Origin of the sequence: Plantibacter flavus (assembly GCF_900177615.1) — a bacterium.
GTDB classification, from domain to species: Bacteria; Actinomycetota; Actinomycetes; order Actinomycetales; family Microbacteriaceae; genus Plantibacter; species Plantibacter flavus.
In genome coordinates this window covers 384,147-404,133 of record NZ_FXAP01000002.1, presented here as the reverse complement: position 1 = coordinate 404,133, position 19,987 = coordinate 384,147, and the positions used below count along the sequence as shown (strand labels likewise).

The following is a 19,987-nucleotide window of genomic DNA, read 5'->3' as shown; positions in this document are numbered from 1 at the left end:
ACAGTTCAGGATCGTCGTGAGATTCTATGAACGATGAGCGAACACACGGGACCCGTCGAGCGATCCGAAGTCGCAGGTCGCGACGTCGATGAGGCCCGCGACCTGTTCGCCGGTGCTTACAACGCCGGCTCGATGGTCATCGAGCCCACAGAATCCGAGTTCACCTTCCGATACACCGCCATCGGCGATGACGAGCTGACCCTGCGCGGCACCCAGTTCGACGGCCACGTCACGGGCACGGTCCTGACGCAGGGCGAGTACATCGTCTCGTGGTTGACCGGCGGCAGTGGCGCCACCGATCTCGCTGGTGATCCGGTACGACTCGTGCACGGGCAGCCGGCGATGTTCGCGAATAACCGGCTCGCCGAGTTCGACTTCACGGACTACCGGCAGAACCTGATGCACTTCGACGGGACGTTCCTCGAGCGGGTGGCCGGCGAGGTGGAGGGCACGAGTGGCCCGATCCTCTTCGACACGACGGCCCGCCCGTCCGGAGAACAGCTCCGTCGTTGGGCCGCCTCGGTGACGTCCGTCGCCCGGGTCATCTATGACGACGCGAGTCCAGCGCTCCTGCGGTCCGAGGCGAACCGCGCGGCAGCGGTCGCGCTCTTGGAGACCTTCCCGCACACGGCGCTCCATGCGCCGGTCGAGATCGGGGTACCGAGCGGCGGGAAGACCCGCGCGGCCGTCGAGTTCATGATCGCCAACGCGCATCTCCCGATTCGAACGGAGGACGTGGCCGAAGCGGTCGGCATGAGCCAGCGCAGTCTCCAGAGTGCCTTCCGCAAGGAGCACGACATCACCGCGATCGACTACCTCAGGCGTGTCCGGCTCGATCGGGTGCAGGAGGAACTTCGTCAGGCCGACCCGGGGCGGGCCACGGTCGCCGAGATCGCCAACCGATGGGGCTTCGCCCATCTCGGGCGCTTCTCCGCTTCGTACACCAACCGCTTCGGCGAGTACCCGAGCACGACGCTCGGCTCATAGCCGTCGAGGCCGGTCGGGTCAGAACTCGCCGAACTCGTCGTATTCGTCGAGGCCGGACAGGGTCCCAGTCTCGATCGTGGGGACGATCTCGAGTGCACGGTTCGCGAACGACTCCACCGTGATGTGCAGGCCAGGGCCGACGAGCACGTCGATGGTCCGGTCGGAGGAGAGCGGCACACGGACGAATCGGCCACCGGCTTGGACGGCGGCTTCGATCTCGGACATGAGCGCAGGCAGGTCGACACCCGGTTCGATGTCGTAGGTGGCGCGCCCGATGGCGATGCTGTACTGCATGACCATCACCTCCGAGCTCGGGTTGTTGATGCCAGCGTAGGGAACGGTCCTGAGGATGACGGTGGGTTGACCAAGGCGGCGACTCATGCAGGGGGTGTCGCCTCAGGCTTCCTCCTGGGTGGTGAAACTGCGCAGCACGGATGCGACGAATGCGAGCTCCGCGTCACCCGTGGCGACGCTGTTCATGAACGCCTCCGCTGCATCCACGTCGAAACCGTGGCTGAGCCGGATGCCGTTCACGCCGAGGAACACCCACGCAGACCCCCAAGCCGTGCGCTTGTTTCCGTCGACGAAAGCATGATTGCGAGCGATGGAGTGCAGTAGGGCTGCCGCTTTCAGGAAGATGTCCGGGTAGGCGTCGAGTCCGAAAACGGTGCTCTGCGGCCGGGCGATTGCAGCGTCGAGAAGTCCGAAATCGCGGACGGCAGGCTGGTGGCCGAGCGCGGCGGCGCTGGCCGTGAGGACATCCTCGCGGTCAAGGAAGTACGCGGTCACGCGAGGCGAGCATTGAGCTCGGCGGAGGTCGCTGCGACCTCCTGCGCGAGTTGGGCGATCATCCGCTTCCGGTCGTTCGCCGCAGCCAATGCAGCATCGTGGACGAACACTTTCAGGGAGGTCTCCGTGCCTGAGGCGGATGCGCGGAGCTGCTCGAGTTCCGCGTCGGTGAAGGTCACGTTGAGTGCCGGCATGGATCGATGATAGCTCGTTGGTACCTGAACAGGTACCTGCTACCGTGCACGGTCGACGCGGGTCTCCTCCCAGACGGGCTCGTCAGAAGCCTGCACCCGGCCGTCGGACCCGAAGACGAGGAAGCGGTCGAAGCCACGCGCGAACCAGCGGTCGTGGGTGACCGCGATCACGGTGCCCTCGAAACCCGCAAGGCCCTGCTCGAGTGCCTCCGCCGAGACGAGGTCGAGGTTGTCGGTCGGCTCGTCGAGCAGCAGCAGCGTGGCGCCGGAGAGTTCGAGCAGGAGGATCTGCAGGCGTGCCTGCTGTCCGCCGGAGAGCGAGTCGAACGCTTGCTCGGCCGCACCCGCCAGCCCATAGCGGTCGAGCACGCGGCTCGCGGCCTCGCGGGGGAGACCCGATCGGTGCTCGTCGCCTCGGTGCAGGATGTCGAGCAGGGTCCGGCCGACGAGTTCGGGGTGCCGGTGCGACTGTGCGAACCACCCCGGCTGCACGCGCGCGCCGAGCTTGGCGTCGCCGTCGTGCTCGACCGGGACGAGCGCGTCGCCCGCTGCGGCGAGGTGCCCGGCGCCCGGATCGGGATCCGTCCCGCCGCCGGCGAGCAACCGGAGGAAGTGCGACTTGCCCGAACCGTTTGAACCGAGGACGCCGATGCGCTCGCCGAACCAGATCTCCGCGTCGAACGGCTGCATGAGGCCGGTCAGTTCCAGCCCCGTGCAGACGATCGCGCGGCGGCCCGTGCGTGCGCCGCGGAGGCGCATCGTGACCTGCTGGTCCTTCGGCCGCTCCTCAGGCGGACCGGCCTCCTCGAACTTGGCGAGTCGGGTCTGCGCGGCCCGGTAGCGGGAGGCCATGGAGTCGTTGAACTTGGCCTGCTCGCGCAGACGCAGGACGAGTGCGCGCAGCTTCACGCGGTCCTCGTCCCAGCGCCGGCGGAGTTCGTCGAGTCGGTCGAGGCGGGCGTCGCGGGCCTCGTGGTAGCTGCGGAAGCTCGCGCCGTGGGTCCACGTCGTGCTGCCGGCCGCGCCGACCTCGAGGGTGATGATGCGGGTCGCCGCCTGCGCCAGGAGCTCCCGGTCGTGCGAGACGAGGAGGACCGTCTTCCGGGTCTCGGCGAGCATCCCCTCGAGCCAGCGCTTCGTCGGGACGTCGAGGGAGTTGTCGGGCTCGTCGAGGAGGAGGACCTGCTCAGGGCCGCGGAACAGGGCCTCCAAGACGAGCCGCTTCTGCTCGCCGCCGGACAGTGTCCCGAGCGTCCGCCACTGCGCGCGGTCGTACGGCACCCCGAGTGCCGCCTCGCAGCAGCTGTCCCAGAGCACCTCCTGGTCGTACCCGCCGGCGTCGGCGTACTCGGCGAGCGTCGTCGCGTACGCCATCTGTGTCGCCTCGACGTCGTCCTCCATGAGGGCCAGCTCGGCGCGGTCGACCGCCTCGGCCGCCGCACGGATCCGTGGGGGCGCGACCTGGACGAGCAGGTCACGGACCGTCCGTTCGTCGTCGCCGCGACCGACGAACTGGTCCATCACGCCGAGGCCGCCGTCGATGGAGACGACCCCGGAGTCGGGCTGGAGCTCGCCGCGGATGATCCGCAGGAGGGTCGTCTTCCCGGCGCCGTTCGCTCCGATGAGCGCGGCGATCGCCCCCTCGCCGACGCGGAACGAGACCTCGTCCAGCAGGGTCCGTCCGTCGCTCAGCGTGTAGCTGAGGTCGCTGACGTCGATGTAGCCCATGGTGCGCACTCCCCAGGGAGCCGATCGCTCCCGAACGGGCCCGCGCTGGTTCGCGCCGGGCCGCCCACCGCCTGGCGAGCCGACCAGTCTAGCCGCGCCGGTCCGGGCTCGCGCAACTGCCGCTGCGCACAACTCCCGGTCACTGAGCCCCCCCACCCGTTCCGGCCATGGCACGCACCCGTTCCGGCCATGGCGCGCGCTCGTTCCGGCCATGGCGCGCGCTCGTCCCGGTCACTGAGGCCCCACCCCGGTCACTGAGCTTGTCGAAGTGCCCACGGGCGCCCTTCGACAGGCTCAGGGGCCGGAGGAGGTCACCGCCCTTCGACAGGCTCAGGGACCGGAGGGGGTCAGCTCAGAGACCGAAGGAGTCGCGCGGCTCAGGCGAGCGAGGCCGCGATGTCGCCGATCCACGTGCGCACCGACGCATCGTGCTCGTCGAACCAGTCGCCCTCATAGCCACGCGGGACGCCTTCGACCACCATGACGAGTGCGAGGTACAGCGACCACAGCCGCGCGCGGGTCCGGGCGTCCTCGTCGGGGAGGAGCTCGCGGCCGGAGGTCTCGCGGTAGGCGCGGAGGAGTTCCGAGTCGGCCACGACCGTCTCCGGCACGTCGGTGAAGAGCGCCAGGGAGACGAGGTCGGCGGTCGGGTCGGCCCAGTGCGCGCGCTCATGGTCGATGACGCCGGTCAGTTGGGCGGCCTCCGCCCCGTGCTCGGGCATGACGAGGAGGTTGCCCTCCCAGAGGTCGAAGTGGACGAGCGTCGGCTCCGTCACGCTGTCGAAGGCCGGCAGCGCGTCTTCGATCACGTGTCGGATCTCGCCCGCCGCGACCGGGAGGTCGACCTCGAACCGCTGGGCGTCGGTGAGGACGGCCTCGACGATGAGTCGATAGGCGTCCGCGGCGCTCGCCGCCTGGAGCTCGGGGCGGAAGGGGTAGCCGAATCGGCTCCCCTCGGCGAGGCCGGTCGCCGGATCGGTGGGTGCGGCTTCCGCCGGGATGTCGACATCGTCTGGTTCCACGTGGAACGGCGTGCGTCCTGCCTCGTGCAGGCGGGCGAGCGTGCGGCCGAGGACGTCCCGAGCGAGGGGGACGGTCTCGGTGCTGTTCGCCGGTCGGCCGGTGAGCTCGGTCATCACGAGGGCGTCGCGTCCGTCGAGGGTCGCCTCGAAGACGATCTCCGGCTGCGGCACCTCCGCACGGCCGAGGATGCGGAGGGCGAGCGCCTCGGTCGCCATGAGGGACCGCTCGTAGGTGAGGCCGGTCGCATCCGCGGGGGAGAGCTTCACGATGACGCGCTCGCCGCCGTCGAGTTCGACCGCTGCAACCTCGTTCGCCGTGCCTGCTCCGAGCATCGTGATGGTCGGGCTGCCGGGCTGCATCGCCGGTCGCTCGGCCGCCCAATGCTCGGCGACCGCGATCATGGTGTCACTGGGGCGAGGGGTTCGGCTCATCCGCCCACGGTAGCGTGCCGTCCGCTCACCGATGGTCCGCTAGCTGCACAGCTGGCCGAGCGCCCCCACCCCGGTCACCGAGCACCCCCGCCCCGTCGCGGGAGCGCTTCGCGGCGGTGGCCGCACCGATGATGACGCGCGGCGGAACCGGCGAGACACGCGGGTGCGTCCTGAATTGCGAACACGGCGTCGGTGGGTGATGCCAAGCTGAGTCGTCCGACTCGAGGGAGCACGATGAGCACCGCAGCACCGAACACCCGTGTCACCGCGCTCGTCGCACCAGGGGCCCGCAGGGTGCTGGGTGCCTATCTCGGTGCCGCGCTCATCTGGGGTGCCAGCTTCCTCTTCATGAAGACCGGCCTGACCGGACTCGCTCCGGCGCAGGTCGCACTGTCCCGCGTGGTGCTCGGCGCCCTGACGCTCTGCATCATCATGCTCGTCACCCGCCGCCGCTGGCCGAGGGAGCGCCGACTCTGGGCGCACCTCGCCGTCGTCTCCGTCTTCCTCTGCGTCGCCCCGTTCCTCCTCTTCTCCTGGGCGGGACAGTTCCTGCCGTCCGGCCTGTCGAGCATCCTCAACGCGACCACGCCGATCATGACGCTCGCCGTCGGCGCGGTGTTCCTCCCGAAGGAACGGCTGAACGGCCTGCAGGTGTTCGGCATCTTCGTCGGCGCCCTCGGCGTCGCGATCGTCGTCGGCCCCTGGCGTGTGCTCGGTGACCCGGCGATCCTCGAGTCCATCCCCGCGCAGCTCGCCTGCCTCGGCGCGACCCTCTGCTATGGCATCGCCTTCGTCTACCTCCGGAAGTTCGTCCTCGGCACCCACAGCTACGACGCGGTCGTCATCTCCGCCGTGGAGATCTCGCTCGCCGCCGTCATCATGCTCGCGCTCTCGCCGTTCATCGCGATGCAGCCGGTATCGCTCGACGCCCCGGTCGTCCTCAGCATGCTCGCGCTGGGAGCACTCGGTACCGGCGTCGCCTACATCTGGATGACGACGATCGTCGACTCCTGGGGCCCGACGGCGGCGTCCACCGTCACGTACCTCACGCCACTCGTCGGTGTCGTCCTCGGCATCCTTGTGCTCGGTGAGATCCTGCACTGGAACGAGCCGGTGGGCGGCGTGATCGTCGTGCTCGGCATCCTCGTGAGCCAGGGCCGGCTCCGGCTCCGGCGGCGCACGCCCCCACTCTCGGCATAGGGTGGCTGGACGGCCGCGCGCTGACGGTCGCGGCCCTTCCCACGGAACGAGGTTTCACATGCGCATCGCATCCGGGCAGTTCTCCGCCGGAACGGACATCGACGAGAACCTCGCCAGCGTGGTCGCCCTACTCGGTGAGGCCGCGGCGGGCGGCGCCGAACTGCTCGTGCTGCCGGAGATGAGCAGCTACGCCACCTCGGAACCGCCGAGCGCGCTCGCCGCGATCGCCCAGCCACTCGACGGCCCCTTCATCACGGGCGTCGCCGCAGCAGCCGCCGCGCGCTCCCTCCCGACGGTCGTCGGCACCATCGAGGAGAACCCCGGCGGGTTGCCCTACAACACGCTCGTGGCGATCAACGCCGAGGGGGAGATCACCGCGACGTACCGGAAGGTGCACCTCTACGACGCCTTCGGGTACGCGGAGAGCGACGGCATCTCGGCCGGCGAGCTCACCGAACCGTTCGTCCTCGAGCTCGGCGACCTCCGCATCGGCGCCTTCACCTGTTACGACCTCCGCTTCCCGGAGAGCGCGCGGCGTCTCATCGATGCCGGTGCCAACGTCATCCTGCTGCCCGCGATGTGGATCGTCGGCCCCGGCAAGGAGGATGCCTGGACGACCCTCGTGCGCGCCCGGGCGATCGAGAACACCGCCTACGTCGTGAGCGCCAACCAGACCGGCCCGCTCGCCACCGGCAACTCGATCATCGTCGACCCCGCCGGCGTCGTCATCGCCGCCGCCGGCGAGGCGCCCGGGGTGGTCTTCGCCGAGCTCGATCCAGGGCGACTCGACGCCGTGCGGGCGCGGGTGCCCTCGCTCGCCAACCGTCGGTTCACCGTGGTCCCGCGGACCGCCGAATGAGCGTGAGCGAACGCGTCAGCGACCCGGTCGGTCTCTCGGAGGTCATCTCCATCACGCGCGACCTCATCCGGATCGACACCTCGAACTACGGCGGCGGGCGCGCCGTCGGCGAGTCCCGTGCGGCGGACCTCGTCGAACGTCTGCTCGGTGAGGTCGGGATCGTGTGCGCGCGCTTCGAGGCCGAGCCCGGCCGGACGAACCTCGTCGCGCGGTGGCCAGGTCGCGATCGCACCCTGCCCGGCCTCCTGCTGCACGGGCACCTCGACGTCGTCCCGGTCGACGCGGCCGCGTGGACGGTCGACCCGTTCGGTGGCGAGATCGCCGACGGCATGCTGTGGGGTCGCGGCGCCGTCGACATGAAGAACATGGTGGCGATGATCGTCGCATCGGTCCGGCGCATGGTGACGGCGGGGGAGCAGCCCGAGCGCGACGTCGTCCTGGCGTTCTTCGCCGACGAGGAGGCCGGGTGCGTCCTCGGCTCGCAGTGGATGGTCGAGCACCACCCGGAGCAGTTCGCCGGCGTCCGCGACGCGATCAGCGAGGGCGGCGGATACAGCGTCACCCTCGGCGAACGAGCCGACACCCGCGCATACCTGCTCAACACCGGCGAAAAGGGCGTGCTCTGGTTGCGGCTGACCGCCCACGGTGCCGCCGGTCACGCCTCGCTCGCGAGCCAGGATTCGGCGATCGTCAAGCTCGCGGCCGCGGTCGGCCGGATCGGCGCGCTCGACTGGCCGGTGTCGTTCACCGAGACGACGACGCACCTGTTCCAGCGGCTGCGCGAACTGACCGGAGCCTCGTCCGAGCTGTCGCCGTTCGAACTCGCCGCGCTCGTCGGTCCCAGCGCGTCGCGGCTGCGCGCCGGCCTGCAGAACGTGGCGAACGTCACCATCATCTCCGGCGGGTACAAGGAGAACGTGATCCCCGAGTCCGCGACCGCGACGGTCGACGCCCGGTTCCTGCCCGGCCAGCGGGACGAGGTCATCGCGCGTATCCGCGAGGCGGCGGGTGAGGGGGTCGACGTCGAGGTCCAGCTGGAACTCATCGCGATGGAGTCACCGAACGACGGCGAGCTCGTCTCGGTGATCGAGGCGGTCATCGAGCGTCACGATCCCGGTGCGACCGTGCTCCCACACCTCATCCCCGGCGGCACCGACGCGAAGGCACTCAGTCGACTCGGCATCACGGGGTACGGCTTCATCCCGCTGCGCCTGCCGGCGGACTTCGACTTCCCCGGCATGTTCCACGGTGTCGACGAACGCGTGCCACTCGACGCGCTCGACTTCGGGTGCGCGGTGCTCACGGACATCATCCGCTCGGCCTGAGCTGAGGTGCGCCGCTCTCTGAGCTGACCTACGCCGGTTCCTGAGCTGAGGTTCGCCGGTCCCTGAGCCTGTCGACGGGCGGTGGTGGGCTCGGTCGGACCGCCCTTCGACAGGCTCAGGGACCGGAGTGGTGCTCGGTGACCGGGTGGCCGACCGGTGTTCGGGTTCGCCGATCGGCCACCCGGGGTCGGGTGGCACGGTGTTCTGGCGAGCTCGGGGTCCGGGAGTCTCGGCGGTGCTAGCGTGCGGGTGGTGCTGGCGGAACAGGCGTCGGTGCCGTCGCGAACGGGCCGGAGAGCCTCGCCCACTGCAGCAGCATGATGGTCTTCGCGTCGATGATGTCGTCGCCGATGCGCGCGATCGCGTCGTCGATGTCGAGTTCGAGGAGTTCGATCTCCTCGCCCTCCTCGGCGAGTCCGCCCCAGTCGCCGCGACGCGCAGCGGGGTCGTACTCGGCAGCGTAGAAGTGCAGGCGCTCGGTCACGGAGCCGGGGCTCATGAAGGCGTCGAACACATGCTGGACGGCCTCGACCGCGAACCCGGTCTCCTCGCGGGCCTCACGGGCGACCGCCGTCTCGGGATCGTCGTCGTCGAGCAGGCCGGCTGCGGTCTCGATGAGCTCGCCGGTCGGGTGTCCGTTGACGTACGCCGGGTAGCGGAACTGCCTGGTGAGCAGGACCTTCCGGGAGTCACCGTGGTAGAGCAGGATGGTCGCGCCGTTGCCGCGGTCGTAGGTCTCGCGCTGCTGCGTCGACCATGCGCCTGAGCGGTCCTGGACCCGCAGGGTCGTCCGGCGGAGGACGTGCCAGGCGGCGGCGACCAGTTCCACGTCGGCCACCTGGACGCGCGGGTTGCCGGTGAGGTCGAGGCCGGTCCGGTGCAGGCCGGTGCGCCCGCGGGCGTCGGGGAGGTCTGCGCCGGGTTGCGGTTCCCGGACCGTCGTCGAATCGGCCATCCATCGAGTGTACGACCGCCTGCGAACGGCATACCAGCGGGGTGTCCCGGGTGCGCCTCTCGGGTGAGCCCTGCCGCGCGCCGCGTCCGATTGTGAATGGCGACTGTTCTTCGGTTTTCGCGGTTTCTGCAACATACTGGTGGGAGCACCGGTCGCGGTCCACGGAGGACCCCCGTCGAAAGGCACTCGATGACGAGCAGCAGTCCCGCCAGCAGCGAAGGCAACACGGCAGCAGCGCGGTCGGTCGCCTGGGTCGTCACCACCCAGGACGCACCCTGGCAGGAGCAGGAGCCGCTCGGGTTCGGACGACTCGCGGGGATGCCGAACGTCATGGTCGACGTGGCGAACCCCCAGCAGACCGTCGACGGCATCGGCGGATGCTTCAACGAACTCGGCTGGACGGCGCTGGGGCTCCTGTCCGAGGAGGACCGGGAGGGCATCCTGTCCGACCTCTTCACGCCGGGTGCAGGACTGAACCTCTCGCTCTGCCGCATGCCCGTCGGCGCCAACGACTTCTCCACCGACTGGTACTCCTACGACGAGGTCGACGGCGACTTCGACCTCGAGCACTTCAGCATCGATCACGACCGAGCGACGCTCGTCCCCTTCATCCAGGCGGCGCAGCGGTACCAGGGCGACCTGCGTCTCTGGGCGTCGCCGTGGAGCCCGCCCACCTGGATGAAGACGAACGGGCACTACGCGGCCGCGCGCCCCTGGGCAGGATCAGACGTCGACAACGGCATCCGCGACGACCAGCTGGGCTCCGAGGGGACCGATCTGTTCATCCTCGAGGACCGCTACCTCGAGACCTACGCCCGGTACTTCGCCCGCTTCGTCGAGGCCTACGGCGAGGAGGGCATCCGCGTCGAGATGGTCATGCCGCAGAACGAGTTCAACTCGGCGCAGGTGTTCCCGAGCTGTGTGTGGACGGCCGAGGGGCTCGCGCGGTTCATCGCGGTCCTCGGCCCGGAGATGGACCGCCTCGGAGTGCGGGTCTTCCTCGGCACACAGGAGCGACCGCACGACGCGCAGATCGAGACCGTGCTCCAGGATCCGTCGGCCGGCCCGTGGGTCGCCGGAGTCGGATTCCAGTGGGCGGGCAAGGGCGCGATCGCCGCGGTGCATCACGACCACCCTGACCTCGCGCTCTATCAGACCGAGCAGGAGTGCGGCGACGGACGGAACGACTGGCGCTTCGTGCGGCACACCTGGGGACTCATGCGCCACTTCTTCACACGCGGCGCGCAGGCCTACACGTACTGGAACCTCGCGCTCACGGAGGGTGGGGTCAGCCGCTGGGGCTGGGCGCAGAACTCACTCGTCGTCGTGGATCCCGAGGCCCGGACCTTTCGCTACACCCACGAGTACTTCCTCATGCGGCACCTGGGGCACTTCCTGCAGCCGGGTGCGCAACGGCTCGCGACGATGAGCTGGACCGGGCACGAGAACCTGCTCGCCTTCCGCAACCCGGACGGCGGCGTCGTACTCGTGATGCAGAACGACCTCGGCGAACCGCTCCCCGTCCAGATCGTGGTGGGCGACGACGTCATCACCCCGACCCTGCCGGCAGACTCCTTCGCGACGCTCGTCATCCCGCCCGCGTGACCGTCGGCCGGCGGCGGCTCTCGGACTCACGGTTCGTAGTCGTGCAGGACACCAGGATTGAGGAAGAGGTGGTTCTTCAAGAGATCGACATCTCGTGCCGGCACCTGCGCGAGGTCGGCAGCTTCATCGAAATGATCACGGATCGTCTCGATGATGTTGTCGATGATCCTGCGGGCTTCTGCTGTGGAGAGACCGTATATCACCGAGGCCTTCACCAGTTCGGCGAAGTTGGAACGTTTCTCTCCTGACCGTCCGTAAGCCATGGCTTGCGTGGCGGTGTCTCCGGATCGTGTAGTCGGAGCCAGGTCATACGCGGGCGTCAGCGTCAGGTGTGTGCCATCCCAGAACGCGGCGTGATTGCGCGCGTGATCGTCCGAATTCGAGATCGCCATGTTGAATGCGATGCGCTCGAACAGCTCCCGGCCTGGTTCGAAGGTCAGGGAACCGTGCCTGCGAAGGGTGTCGAGGAGTTCCGGATAGCTCGCACGAGTGCCTGACCACTCGTTCCGCTGGCTCATCGTCAGCGCTGACACGACGTGTTTCCGCTCCCGCCCGTCCCGGTCGAACCTTCGAACGAGGAGCACATCCTTGGAATCCACGGTCAGGACCTCGGTCATCGAGGTTCTGATGCCAGCGCGGCGAGCGAGCTCCATCGCCGTCCCTTCGGCGTTCACGACGCTGAAGACGCTGTCCGAGCTCGAAGAGAACTTCGCGATGTAGGCGACACCGTCATCGAGGAGGGTCGCCTTCGGCCTGGCCCCGCCGATGCTCGTTCCTCTGATAAGCACGTCTTCGAGTGGAGCAGGGAGCTTGCCACCCGCCTGGAGTGTCGCGGACGCTTCCTGGAGCTCGGCCAGTGTCGCGGGGCTCTCGCGAGGCTCGTATTCGGTGGGGCTCTGCTGGAAGTCGATGGCGCCGAACCGATTGCTTCCGGACGCCAACATGTAGTCGAGCTCGGTCAAGTCCGCCTCATCGGGCTCTCTGCGATCGTCGATGACGGCTCGCCCCCAAGCGTCCGGGATACCGTCGCGGATGGCACCTGCGATCGCGAGGCCCGGGAGTGGTTGCATGGTGCCGGATTGCAAGGGGAGCTCTGGCTGGTACAGGCTGATCGCCTCAGCGCGATTCCGATAGCTGGCCGCGTAGACGAACGGCATCGTATCGCCCCGGAGTTCGACCGCGCCCGCAACCACGGGCTCGTCTGAGCCGGGCAACCAGGTCCATACGAAGACGCGTTCAGAAGTCATCGCTCAGCGCCTCCTGTCGACCGTGGCGCACGCGAGCGGGGAGCAATTCCAGTCGCTCCTCGCCTCTGCGGCGAAGGCGGGCGAGTTCGATGCGGTCGTCGATACCGAAGATGGGGACGCCGACGAGGTCGGCCACGTCGAACACGGTGCCGACAGCCGTACTCGAGGCTCCGTTCTCGATGTTGGCGAGGGTCGGAACGGAGACACCAGCGCGTTGGGCGAGTTCGCTCCGAGTCCACTTCCGTCCAAGGCGACCCTCCTTGACGAGTTGCCCCAAGACGATGAGACCATCGCGAACCACTGGCCGCGATGGCGCGGTACGTTTCGGCATCTGATCCCTTAAACCTAGATTTACAGCTCTAAAACAACTTTTATCATACCCAGGAAGCAGTGTGGGAACAGGATCCTTCCTCAGGACGCTTGTGGGCGGTCGCCTCTGCGGCCTAGCCTCTCGCGTACCGGCACTGGCGACGGAGGACACATGGGCAGGCTCATCTACTCGGCGATCAGCTCGCTCGACGGCTACCTCGCCGATGAGGAGGGCCACTTCGACTGGAGTGCCCCGGATGCCGAGGTGCACGCCTTCGTGAACGAGCTCTCCCGGCCGATCGGCACCTACCTGTTCGGCCGGCGCATGTACGAGATCATGACGTTCTGGGAGACGGCGGACGAGCTGCCGGACGAGCCTCGCGAGATCGCCGATTTCGCGGCTCTGTGGCTCGCGGCCGACAAGGTCGTGTACTCGACGTCCCTCGATGCGGTCTCGACGGCCCGGACGACGCTCGAGCGATCGTTCGATCCGGAGGCCGTACGCCGGTGGAAGGCGGAATCGGACCGCGACCTCAGCGTCGGCGGCCCGCATCTCGCAGCCGAGGCAATGGCCGCGGGGCTCGTCGACGAGGTGCAGTTGTTCCTCTCACCGGTGATCGTCGGTGGCGGCTTGCGTGCACTGCCGGCCAACCTCCGGCGACGTCTGGAACTCGTCGACGAGCGCCGCTTCGAGGCCGGCGTCGTCCACCTCCGCTACACCGTCACCGGCGAGCCCGTCTGAGGTGAGGCAGTCTGTCGCGGGGATGCCCCGGGAGCGACCAGATGCCTCACTTCACGTCGTCAGACGGCCTCGAGGATGATCGCGGAGCCCTGGCCGCCGCCACCGCAGATGCCGGCTGCGCCGATCGAACCCGAGCCGGCGGCGGCGAGACGGCGGGCGAGGTGCCCGACGATCCGGGTGCCGGAGGCGCCGATCGGGTGACCGAGGGCGATCGCGCCGCCGTTCGCGTTCACGATCGCGGGATCCACCCCGAGCTCGTCGGTCGAGTGGACCGACACGGCGGCGAACGCCTCGTTGATCTCGACCGCTGCGAGGTCGCCCGTCGTGTGAGAGGTCTTCGCGAGGGCGGCGACGATCGCGTTCGACGGCTGGGCGTGCAGGCTGACGTCGGGTCCGGCGACGAGAGCGTGCGCGACGACACGGGCGATCGGGGTGAGTCCCCGGGCCGCAGCGGCTTCCTCACTCATGAGCACGACCGCGGCGGCCCCGTCGGTGATCTGGGACGAGTTGCCCGCGGTGATCGTGCCCTCGCCGCCGAACGCGGGACGCAGCCCGGCCAGCGACTCGGCGGTGGTGTCGGCGCGGAGTCCGTCGTCGGCGCTCACGACGGTCGGACCCTTGCGTCCCGGCACGGAGAAGGGTTCGATCTCCTCCGCTTGGATGTCCGCCGCTGCTGCGAGCCGCTGGTGCGACCCGGCCGCCCAGGCGTCCTGTTCCGGGCGTGCGATGCCGAGCGATCCGTTGCGCTCCTCGGTGGACGAACCCATCGACCGGTGCTCGAACGCATCGGTCAGGCCGTCGTGGTCGAGGGTGTCGACGAGCTCGATGGCGCCGTAGCGCTTGCCGGCGCGCGAGCCCGACCAGGCGTGCGGGGCGAGGCTCATCGACTCCTGGCCGAGCGCCACGACGACGTCGACCTCGCCGGCGTCGATGAGACGCGTGCCGGTGACGATCGCCTCCATGCCGGAGAGGCACACGGCATTGACGGTGATGGCGGGGACGGTGAAGGGGATGTCGGCCCCGACGGCGGACTGCCGGGCGGGGTTCTGGCCGGCGGCGCCCTGCAGCACCTGGCCGGCGATGACCTGCTGTACGTCGGCGGCGTCGACTCCCGCCCGGGACAGGGCCGCGCGGATGGCGTGGGCGCCGAGCTCGGTGGCCGGCACGGACGCGAACGCCCCGTTGAACTTCACGAACGGGGTGCGGGCGTACCCGACGATGACGGTGCTCATGCGTGTGCCTCCTGAGGCGTGGCGGGTGCGGTCGGCACCTCACCGGTGGTGGTGGGGTCGAGTTCGACGGAGAACTCCGCGCCCGTCAGGGTGCGCAGCTCGGCGATGCTCGTGTCGGGCGCGACGGCCCGTAGGACGAGCGCCCCCTCGACGATATCGAAGACGGCGCGGTCGCTGATGATCCGGTCGACGACACCGACGCCGGTGAGCGGGAGATCGCATCGCCCGACGATCTTCGGGCTGCCGTCCTTCGCGACGTGTTCGGTGACGACCACCACGCGCGGCGTCCCGGCGACGAGGTCCATCGCTCCGCCCATGCCCTTGACGAGCTTGCCCGGGATCGTCCAGTTCGCGAGGTCGCCGGCACCCGACACCTGCAGCGCGCCGAGGATGGCCAGCTGCACGTGGCCGCCGCGGATCATGCCGAACGAGGTCGCCGAGTCGAAGTAGCTCCCGCCTTCGAGGAGCGTGACCGTCTGCTTTCCGGCGTTGATGAGGTCGGCGTCCTCCTCGCCCTCGATGGGGAAGGGGCCCATGCCGAGCAGGCCGTTCTCGCTCTGCAGCGTGACGTGGACCCCCGGCGGGACGTGGTTCGCGACGAGCGTCGGGATGCCGATGCCGAGGTTCACGTACTCGCCGTCGCGGAGTTCTGTCGCCGCGATCGCGGCCATGTCGTCTCTCGTCCACATGATGATCAGGCTCCTGCCGGTGTCGTGGTGGCGGCCGCCGGACGGACGGTGCGCTGTTCGATGTCCTTCACCCGCGGCGTCGCCGTGACGAGGCGCTGGACGAAGATGCCGGGGGTGACGACGGTGTTCGGATCGAGGTAGCCGTCCTCGACGACCTCCTCGGCCTCGGCGATCGTCAGCCGGCCGGCGGTCGCGACGATCGGGTTGAAGTTCCGTGCCGTGTGGCGGAAGACGAGGTTGCCCTCGCGGTCGGCGCGGAACGCGTGCACGAGGGCCACATCTGCGACGATGCCGCGCTCGAGGACGTAGGTCTCCCCGTCGAACACCTCCGTCGGCTTGCCTTCAGCGACCGGCGTGCCGACGCCGGTCTTCGTGTAGAACCCGGCGATACCGGCACCGCCAGCGCGCAGCCGCTCGGCGAGCGTGCCCTGCGGGGTGAACTCGACCTCGAGCTCGCCGTCGAGGAACTGCTTGGCGAAGAGTTTGTTCTCGCCCACGTACGACGCGACGACCTTCCGCACCTGACGGTTCTCGAGGAGGATGCCGAGGCCCTTGCCGTCGACGCCCATGTTGTTGGAGACGATCGTGAGGTCGGTGGCACCCGTGTCCCGCAGGGCCTCGATGAGGTCCGTCGGGTTGCCGCTCAGGCCGAACCCGCCGACCGCGATGGTCGCTCCGTCCCGGACGACCTCGTGCAACGCCTCGGCGGCGCTCGACCAGTGTTTCGTCATGTCACTCCCTTGTGGATGGCGGACCGGCCTGCCCACATGGTGGCGCCGGCCGTTCGTCTCTCCAGTAGTCAGTCACAGCCGTCCTGCGGTGTCAAAGGTGGTGTGGAGCCCGATCCCGGATTTACTCATGACGTGGTCCCGGCTGCGGCGTAGGCTCACCATGTGGACAAGCTGATGGTGCGACGTGGCTGAGGGGATGCGTGGCGCCCAGGTCGTCTCGCGCGTGAGCCGGATCCTCAAGATCGTGTCGGAGCACCCCGGTGGTGCGTCGTCTTCGGCGGTGGCCGCGGCCGCCGGGCTCACGAGGCCGACGGCGCACCGCCTGCTCGCCTCGCTCGCTGCCGAAGGCTTCCTCGACCACGACGTGCGCGCCGCCCGGTGGCACCTCGGTCCCGAGCTGTTCCTCCTCGGATCCCTCGCGGCGGAGCGGTACGACGTCGCCGAGCTCGCACGGGAGAGCGTGCGGATCCTCGCGCACGAGAGCGGCGAGAGCGCCTTCCTCTCGGTGCGTCGCGGGTTCGAGACCGTGTGTCTATTGCGCGAGGAGGGGAGTTTCCCGGTGCGGTCGTTCGTGCTGACGGAGGGTGTCCGCTTCCCGCTGGGGGTCGCGTCGGCGGGGCTGGCGATCCTCGCGTTCTCGAGCGATGAGGAGGTCGACGACTACCTGGGTCGCGCCGACCTCACCGAGCGGTGGGGCGAGGCCCACGCCGCCGACTGCGTGCGCGAGCGGATCCGCGAGACACGTGAGCGCGGGTACGCGGTGAACCCGGCGCTCATCCTCGAGGGCAGTTGGGGGATGGGTGCAGCGGTCTTCGATGCGGCGGGGAAGCCCGCCTGGGCGCTCAGTCTCACCGGGATCGAATCCCGATTCCGGCCTGAGCGCCAGGCGTTCCTCGGCGGCCTGCTCCTGGAGCAGGCACATGAGCTGTCGAAGCGGCTCCGCTGAGCCGGGTCGTCGGTCCCTGAGCCTGTCGAAGGGCGGCGGTACGACGCCGGCCATGTTCGAACCGTAACCCGACGCTGCTCCAGCGGTATCGCTGACCTCCCAAGGTGGCGCGATGAGGCGTGGAGGGACTCTCGAACCTCGTTCGACCCACGCGCTGGGTCTCGCGCTATGGCGGTGAGTCAGTCATATCAGCGAACCAGGATAGCCTGGAATATTAACTGGACATGCGAAATATCTGTTCGCTAGGGTCGACCTACGCTCAACTCCTCAAGCGAATCGACCAGTGGAAGCCATTCAGGTGTCGACAGTCGGATCGGCTGCGGACAAGATCGCGGGGCGTTACCGTCGGTGGCGCTCGACTCAAAGGGTTAGAGGGGAAACGCAAAATGAGGATCAAGAAGGCACTCACGGTCACGCTACTGTCTGCGGCACTGTTGGCTGGAGGAGCAGGTATCGCGCACGCGGAAACCGTGTATTACAAAGGGTCTGCGATCAGCTGGGATCACGGTCGCTCTTGGGGGGTGACGAGTTACTCGAGTGTGCAGTCGGGCGCCTACGAGCATAGCGCCACGGCGAATACGACCTTCTCAGGTTGGAAAGCCCCGGGAGTGCTTGCGAGCGCTGAACAGTGGGTCGGGACGGGCTCGGCGACGGCCTACTGGAACGCCCGAGGATAGGTTCTTCGTTCACATATTCGGGCTTTCGTGAGGTCTCCGTCGTCTGGGGCGACCTCACGAGAGTGTCCGGAGAACCGGCGGTCGGCGAAAGAGAGACGGCAACACACATGGCCCTCTGGTCGAAAGTGACGAGCGTCGTGCTCGTGCTCGTCATCGGAGCAATGATGAGTGTGCTCTACGTGATCGGTCAAGGGAGCCTGCTTCGTCGAGAGATCGATGAGTATCCTCGCGGTTCCACAGAGATCTCCCTCTATGACGTTTCCGAGGCGCAAACGACTCGCGTACTGGACATTCTCGGTGAGTTCGCTACCGCCGACGAGGCAGCCATCGTGAGAGTGGATCAAGAGTTGTCCGATGCTGACGGCTCATTGACCGGGATGCGCGTCGGGGTCATGACCGGAGACAATGCTCCGGCACCGCTCACGTTAGCTTTCCTCGGCACGACGCTGGTCGACATCGATCAGATCGCCGATCTCGCCAGGGCCGATCCCGCTGCATCGATCGGCCTCGACGCCAACGCGGCAGATGTCATCCACCCTGTTCCGGAGTTGTTGTTCGCGCCGCGGTTCTCCGTGGTGCAACTCGCGCGGCTCGTGGAAACGTCGGGTACGGTCAACGGTGCTTACCGGGTTTCGGGAGCCGACGAGGAGCAGTTGACGGAGTTGCTCAGATCGCTCGAATCGGCGACGGGGCTCTCGTCGGACCGGATGCTCGCACCGCTCCGCGGTCATGTGACGGACAGCGGGATGAGCGCCCGCCTGCTTCAAGGATTCGTGATAGCCACGGCTCTCCTGCTGTTGCTCGTTCTCCTCTTCGAGGCAGTGCGTGCTTTCCGCGTGCTCGGCGTGCATCTCCTCCTGGGAAGGTCGCGCTTGGGTTTCGCCGTCGTGCTGTTGAGACCCGTCGTCGTCGCGATCGTTGCGACCATTGCGCTGTCGATGATCGCCGTACCGCTGATGGCGCCGGGATACAGCGTGAACCCGACGATGCTCGCCGCTGCATGGAGTGCCGCAGTGGCCGGAATGCTCCTACCAGTCGGGTGTGTGGCGATCGCGGCCCTCGCGCTCGTCGCGGTCAAACCGGTCGACGCGATCGCCGGACGCTTCTCGCGGCGAATTCTGCTCGGCGTGCTCGCCGGTATTCACGCGATGGCGATGGCCGGATTCACCACGACGTTCATCTTTCTCGACGGTCCGATGAAGGAAGCTGGAACGCTCGCAGGGGTCAGCGAATCATGGGCGGCGGTGGCCGATCAGGAGATCTTGTACCAGACGAAGGCGGGTGAGGATGAGGCGAGTTTCACCGGCCAGTCAGGCCAGTATCAGCGCGATTTCTACGACTGGTACACCTCGATCGCCGACGCGCGCGGCGTCGACCTCGTCAACAGCCAGTATGTCGACCAGAGTGTGCTGGACGTGTGGTCGGGAGTGTACGAATCCGTTCCGGAGCGGCCGTTCTGGTATGTGGTGGCCTCGCCGAACGCCCTCGCGTCACAGGGTTTCGAGGTGGACGCCAGCCTCGTCGAGCGTGCCGAGGCCGGCGAACGTGTCTTCCTGATTCCGGATTCCTTGACGGGATCGGCGCAAGCCGCAGTCCGCGGGTGGCTCGGTGAGCACAGTGACGTCGCCTACGAACCGGCGATCCGCACGGCCTTCTTCGACGATCGGATCGTCACCTTCCAGAACTACCACCCCGCCGGAGCGCTGTTCCCGTGGAGCACGAACTCGGCTGGGTGGAATGGGGTCACCGACGCGGTCATTCTCGTGACGACCCCGGAGAACATGATCCCGTTCGAAAGCGAAAGCCTCGCCGCGGTCGGGTTGGACAACAGTTACGTCAAGCTCAGCCGGGGCGCATCGAAGAGCTATGCGAATCAGTCATACCTCTCGAGATTTGACCTGGACGACAATGGGGTCGAATTCCTCCCAGTCGGTGAATTCGTCGCGGGCCTCACGAAGTCCATCCAGTCGGTGCTGCAACTCTTCGGCGTGGTGATTCTCTTCCTTGGTCTGTTCTGTTTGTTGCTGCTCACTGCGCTGATGAGGCTGTATTCGACCACGTATCGGGAATCGATGGCCGTAAAGAGGATGCTCGGGTATTCATCCAGCAGCATCTTCGCGCCCGCCTTCGTCCTCGTCGGCGTGGTCTGTGCCTCGGCAGCGACAGCCGCGGCGCTGTCCTCTTCGCATAGCGCGATCCTGGGGATCGCCGCCATGTCCGCGGCACAACTCATCCTGTTCGTGTTCCTTGCGCGAACCCTCTCGCGGCTGCAACTGACCATCATGCTCAAGGACTAGGACGGACCCACAGTGACACCA

Annotated in this window: 19 protein-coding genes; 8 read left to right on the top strand and 11 right to left on the bottom strand. The window is 68.1% G+C overall.

The genetic code is table 11. The annotated features are described in order from the left end of the window. Window positions 1–33 precede the first annotated feature (33 nt). On the top strand, window positions 34–987 hold the full coding sequence (locus B9Y95_RS08275) for a helix-turn-helix transcriptional regulator (RefSeq protein ID WP_085511419.1): 954 nt from the start codon (window positions 34–36) through the stop codon (window positions 985–987). A gap of 18 nt (window positions 988–1,005) precedes the next feature. Here the strand turns inward: B9Y95_RS08275 and B9Y95_RS08270 are convergent, their stop codons facing one another. The 5 genes from B9Y95_RS08270 to B9Y95_RS08250 form a co-directional block, all read right to left on the bottom strand. Beyond that, the gene (locus B9Y95_RS08270; protein WP_143736381.1) at window positions 1,006–1,281 is read right to left on the bottom strand and encodes a hypothetical protein; all 276 of its coding nucleotides are present in this window, start codon (window positions 1,279–1,281) and stop codon (window positions 1,006–1,008) included. A 102-nt stretch (window positions 1,282–1,383) separates the two neighbouring features. Then, entirely contained in the window at window positions 1,384–1,776 is a 393-nt protein-coding gene (locus tag B9Y95_RS08265; protein ID WP_085511417.1) for a type II toxin-antitoxin system death-on-curing family toxin, read from the bottom strand. Further along, the gene (locus tag B9Y95_RS08260; protein ID WP_071261931.1) at window positions 1,773–1,970 is read right to left on the bottom strand and encodes an antitoxin Phd; all 198 of its coding nucleotides are present in this window, start codon (window positions 1,968–1,970) and stop codon (window positions 1,773–1,775) included. The genes B9Y95_RS08265 and B9Y95_RS08260 overlap by 4 nt, the downstream gene beginning before the upstream one ends. Window positions 1,971–2,009: 39 nt before the next feature. Continuing rightward, a complete protein-coding gene (locus B9Y95_RS08255) occupies window positions 2,010–3,698 on the bottom strand; it encodes an ABC-F family ATP-binding cassette domain-containing protein (RefSeq protein WP_085511416.1) in 1,689 nt (562 codons plus the stop codon). A gap of 377 nt (window positions 3,699–4,075) precedes the next feature. Continuing rightward, entirely contained in the window at window positions 4,076–5,152 is a 1,077-nt protein-coding gene (locus B9Y95_RS08250) for a phosphotransferase family protein (RefSeq protein ID WP_085511415.1), read from the bottom strand. 234 nt (window positions 5,153–5,386) lie between these two features. Between B9Y95_RS08250 and B9Y95_RS08245 the strand changes: the two genes are divergently transcribed. Genes B9Y95_RS08245 through B9Y95_RS08235 form a run of 3 tightly spaced genes read left to right on the top strand, consistent with a single transcriptional unit; the run spans window position 5,387 to window position 8,536 of the window. Continuing rightward, complete coding sequence (locus B9Y95_RS08245; protein ID WP_085511414.1) at window positions 5,387–6,352, top strand: DMT family transporter; 966 nt, start codon at window positions 5,387–5,389, stop codon at window positions 6,350–6,352. 58 nt (window positions 6,353–6,410) lie between these two features. Further along, the gene (locus B9Y95_RS08240; RefSeq protein WP_085511413.1) at window positions 6,411–7,211 is read left to right on the top strand and encodes a carbon-nitrogen hydrolase family protein; all 801 of its coding nucleotides are present in this window, start codon (window positions 6,411–6,413) and stop codon (window positions 7,209–7,211) included. Next, window positions 7,208–8,536, top strand: coding sequence for a M20/M25/M40 family metallo-hydrolase (locus B9Y95_RS08235; RefSeq protein ID WP_085511412.1), 1,329 nt, complete (start codon window positions 7,208–7,210; stop codon window positions 8,534–8,536). The genes B9Y95_RS08240 and B9Y95_RS08235 overlap by 4 nt, the downstream gene beginning before the upstream one ends. A gap of 238 nt (window positions 8,537–8,774) precedes the next feature. On the opposite strand, the gene B9Y95_RS08230 is transcribed toward B9Y95_RS08235, so the two are convergent. After that, the gene (locus B9Y95_RS08230; protein WP_085511411.1) at window positions 8,775–9,491 is read right to left on the bottom strand and encodes an NUDIX domain-containing protein; all 717 of its coding nucleotides are present in this window, start codon (window positions 9,489–9,491) and stop codon (window positions 8,775–8,777) included. Between the two features lie 189 nt (window positions 9,492–9,680). Here B9Y95_RS08230 and B9Y95_RS08225 point away from each other — a divergent pair, with 189 nt between their 5' ends. After that, window positions 9,681–11,096, top strand: coding sequence for a glycoside hydrolase family 30 protein (locus tag B9Y95_RS08225; protein WP_085511410.1), 1,416 nt, complete (start codon window positions 9,681–9,683; stop codon window positions 11,094–11,096). A 26-nt stretch (window positions 11,097–11,122) separates the two neighbouring features. On the opposite strand, the gene B9Y95_RS08220 is transcribed toward B9Y95_RS08225, so the two are convergent. Continuing rightward, on the bottom strand, window positions 11,123–12,289 hold the full coding sequence (locus B9Y95_RS08220; protein WP_200811374.1) for a type II toxin-antitoxin system HipA family toxin: 1,167 nt from the start codon (window positions 12,287–12,289) through the stop codon (window positions 11,123–11,125). A gap of 43 nt (window positions 12,290–12,332) precedes the next feature. Further along, window positions 12,333–12,674: a helix-turn-helix transcriptional regulator gene (locus B9Y95_RS08215; RefSeq protein ID WP_085511408.1), complete on the bottom strand. Its 342-nt coding sequence runs from the start codon at window positions 12,672–12,674 to the stop codon at window positions 12,333–12,335. Window positions 12,675–12,824: 150 nt separating this feature from the next. On the opposite strand from B9Y95_RS08215, the gene B9Y95_RS08210 reads away from it, so the two are divergent. Continuing rightward, window positions 12,825–13,394, top strand: a complete 570-nt coding sequence (locus B9Y95_RS08210; RefSeq protein WP_085511407.1) for a dihydrofolate reductase family protein — start codon at window positions 12,825–12,827, stop codon at window positions 13,392–13,394. A 59-nt stretch (window positions 13,395–13,453) separates the two neighbouring features. On the opposite strand, the gene B9Y95_RS08205 is transcribed toward B9Y95_RS08210, so the two are convergent. Genes B9Y95_RS08205 through B9Y95_RS08195 form a run of 3 tightly spaced genes read right to left on the bottom strand, consistent with a single transcriptional unit; the run spans window position 13,454 to window position 16,046 of the window. After that, complete coding sequence (locus B9Y95_RS08205; RefSeq protein ID WP_085511406.1) at window positions 13,454–14,626, bottom strand: acetyl-CoA C-acyltransferase; 1,173 nt, start codon at window positions 14,624–14,626, stop codon at window positions 13,454–13,456. Beyond that, complete coding sequence (locus B9Y95_RS08200) at window positions 14,623–15,315, bottom strand: 3-oxoacid CoA-transferase subunit B (protein WP_200811373.1); 693 nt, start codon at window positions 15,313–15,315, stop codon at window positions 14,623–14,625. The genes B9Y95_RS08205 and B9Y95_RS08200 overlap by 4 nt, the downstream gene beginning before the upstream one ends. Before the next feature lie 5 nt (window positions 15,316–15,320). Beyond that, the gene (locus B9Y95_RS08195; protein ID WP_085511404.1) at window positions 15,321–16,046 is read right to left on the bottom strand and encodes a CoA transferase subunit A; all 726 of its coding nucleotides are present in this window, start codon (window positions 16,044–16,046) and stop codon (window positions 15,321–15,323) included. A 196-nt stretch (window positions 16,047–16,242) separates the two neighbouring features. On the opposite strand from B9Y95_RS08195, the gene B9Y95_RS08190 reads away from it, so the two are divergent. Both B9Y95_RS08190 and B9Y95_RS08180 read left to right on the top strand, forming a co-directional pair. Beyond that, window positions 16,243–16,992 (top strand): IclR family transcriptional regulator, encoded by a 750-nt coding sequence (locus B9Y95_RS08190; protein ID WP_085511403.1) that lies wholly within the window; start codon window positions 16,243–16,245, stop codon window positions 16,990–16,992. Between the two features lie 784 nt (window positions 16,993–17,776). Further along, complete coding sequence (locus B9Y95_RS08180; RefSeq protein ID WP_085511401.1) at window positions 17,777–19,966, top strand: hypothetical protein; 2,190 nt, start codon at window positions 17,777–17,779, stop codon at window positions 19,964–19,966. Window positions 19,967–19,987: the final 21 nt, after the last annotated feature.

What these genes read in the sequence shown, in the direction of transcription:
- B9Y95_RS08275 (WP_085511419.1), top strand. Translation starts at nt 34, where the DNA reads ATGAGCGAACACACGGGACCCGTCGAGCGATCCGAAGTCGCAGGTCGC.
- B9Y95_RS08270 (WP_143736381.1), bottom strand. Translation starts at nt 1,281, where the DNA reads ATGCAGTACAGCATCGCCATCGGGCGCGCCACCTACGACATCGAACCG.
- B9Y95_RS08260 (WP_071261931.1), bottom strand. Translation starts at nt 1,970, where the DNA reads ATGCCGGCACTCAACGTGACCTTCACCGACGCGGAACTCGAGCAGCTC.
- B9Y95_RS08255 (WP_085511416.1), bottom strand. Translation starts at nt 3,698, where the DNA reads ATGGGCTACATCGACGTCAGCGACCTCAGCTACACGCTGAGCGACGGA.
- B9Y95_RS08250 (WP_085511415.1), bottom strand. Translation starts at nt 5,152, where the DNA reads ATGAGCCGAACCCCTCGCCCCAGTGACACCATGATCGCGGTCGCCGAG.
- B9Y95_RS08245 (WP_085511414.1), top strand. Translation starts at nt 5,387, where the DNA reads ATGAGCACCGCAGCACCGAACACCCGTGTCACCGCGCTCGTCGCACCA.
- B9Y95_RS08240 (WP_085511413.1), top strand. Translation starts at nt 6,411, where the DNA reads ATGCGCATCGCATCCGGGCAGTTCTCCGCCGGAACGGACATCGACGAG.
- B9Y95_RS08235 (WP_085511412.1), top strand. Translation starts at nt 7,208, where the DNA reads ATGAGCGTGAGCGAACGCGTCAGCGACCCGGTCGGTCTCTCGGAGGTC.
- B9Y95_RS08230 (WP_085511411.1), bottom strand. Translation starts at nt 9,491, where the DNA reads ATGGCCGATTCGACGACGGTCCGGGAACCGCAACCCGGCGCAGACCTC.
- B9Y95_RS08225 (WP_085511410.1), top strand. Translation starts at nt 9,681, where the DNA reads ATGACGAGCAGCAGTCCCGCCAGCAGCGAAGGCAACACGGCAGCAGCG.
- B9Y95_RS08215 (WP_085511408.1), bottom strand. Translation starts at nt 12,674, where the DNA reads ATGCCGAAACGTACCGCGCCATCGCGGCCAGTGGTTCGCGATGGTCTC.
- B9Y95_RS08210 (WP_085511407.1), top strand. Translation starts at nt 12,825, where the DNA reads ATGGGCAGGCTCATCTACTCGGCGATCAGCTCGCTCGACGGCTACCTC.
- B9Y95_RS08205 (WP_085511406.1), bottom strand. Translation starts at nt 14,626, where the DNA reads ATGAGCACCGTCATCGTCGGGTACGCCCGCACCCCGTTCGTGAAGTTC.
- B9Y95_RS08200 (WP_200811373.1), bottom strand. Translation starts at nt 15,315, where the DNA reads ATGTGGACGAGAGACGACATGGCCGCGATCGCGGCGACAGAACTCCGC.
- B9Y95_RS08195 (WP_085511404.1), bottom strand. Translation starts at nt 16,046, where the DNA reads ATGACGAAACACTGGTCGAGCGCCGCCGAGGCGTTGCACGAGGTCGTC.
- B9Y95_RS08190 (WP_085511403.1), top strand. Translation starts at nt 16,243, where the DNA reads ATGCGTGGCGCCCAGGTCGTCTCGCGCGTGAGCCGGATCCTCAAGATC.
- B9Y95_RS08180 (WP_085511401.1), top strand. Translation starts at nt 17,777, where the DNA reads ATGGCCCTCTGGTCGAAAGTGACGAGCGTCGTGCTCGTGCTCGTCATC.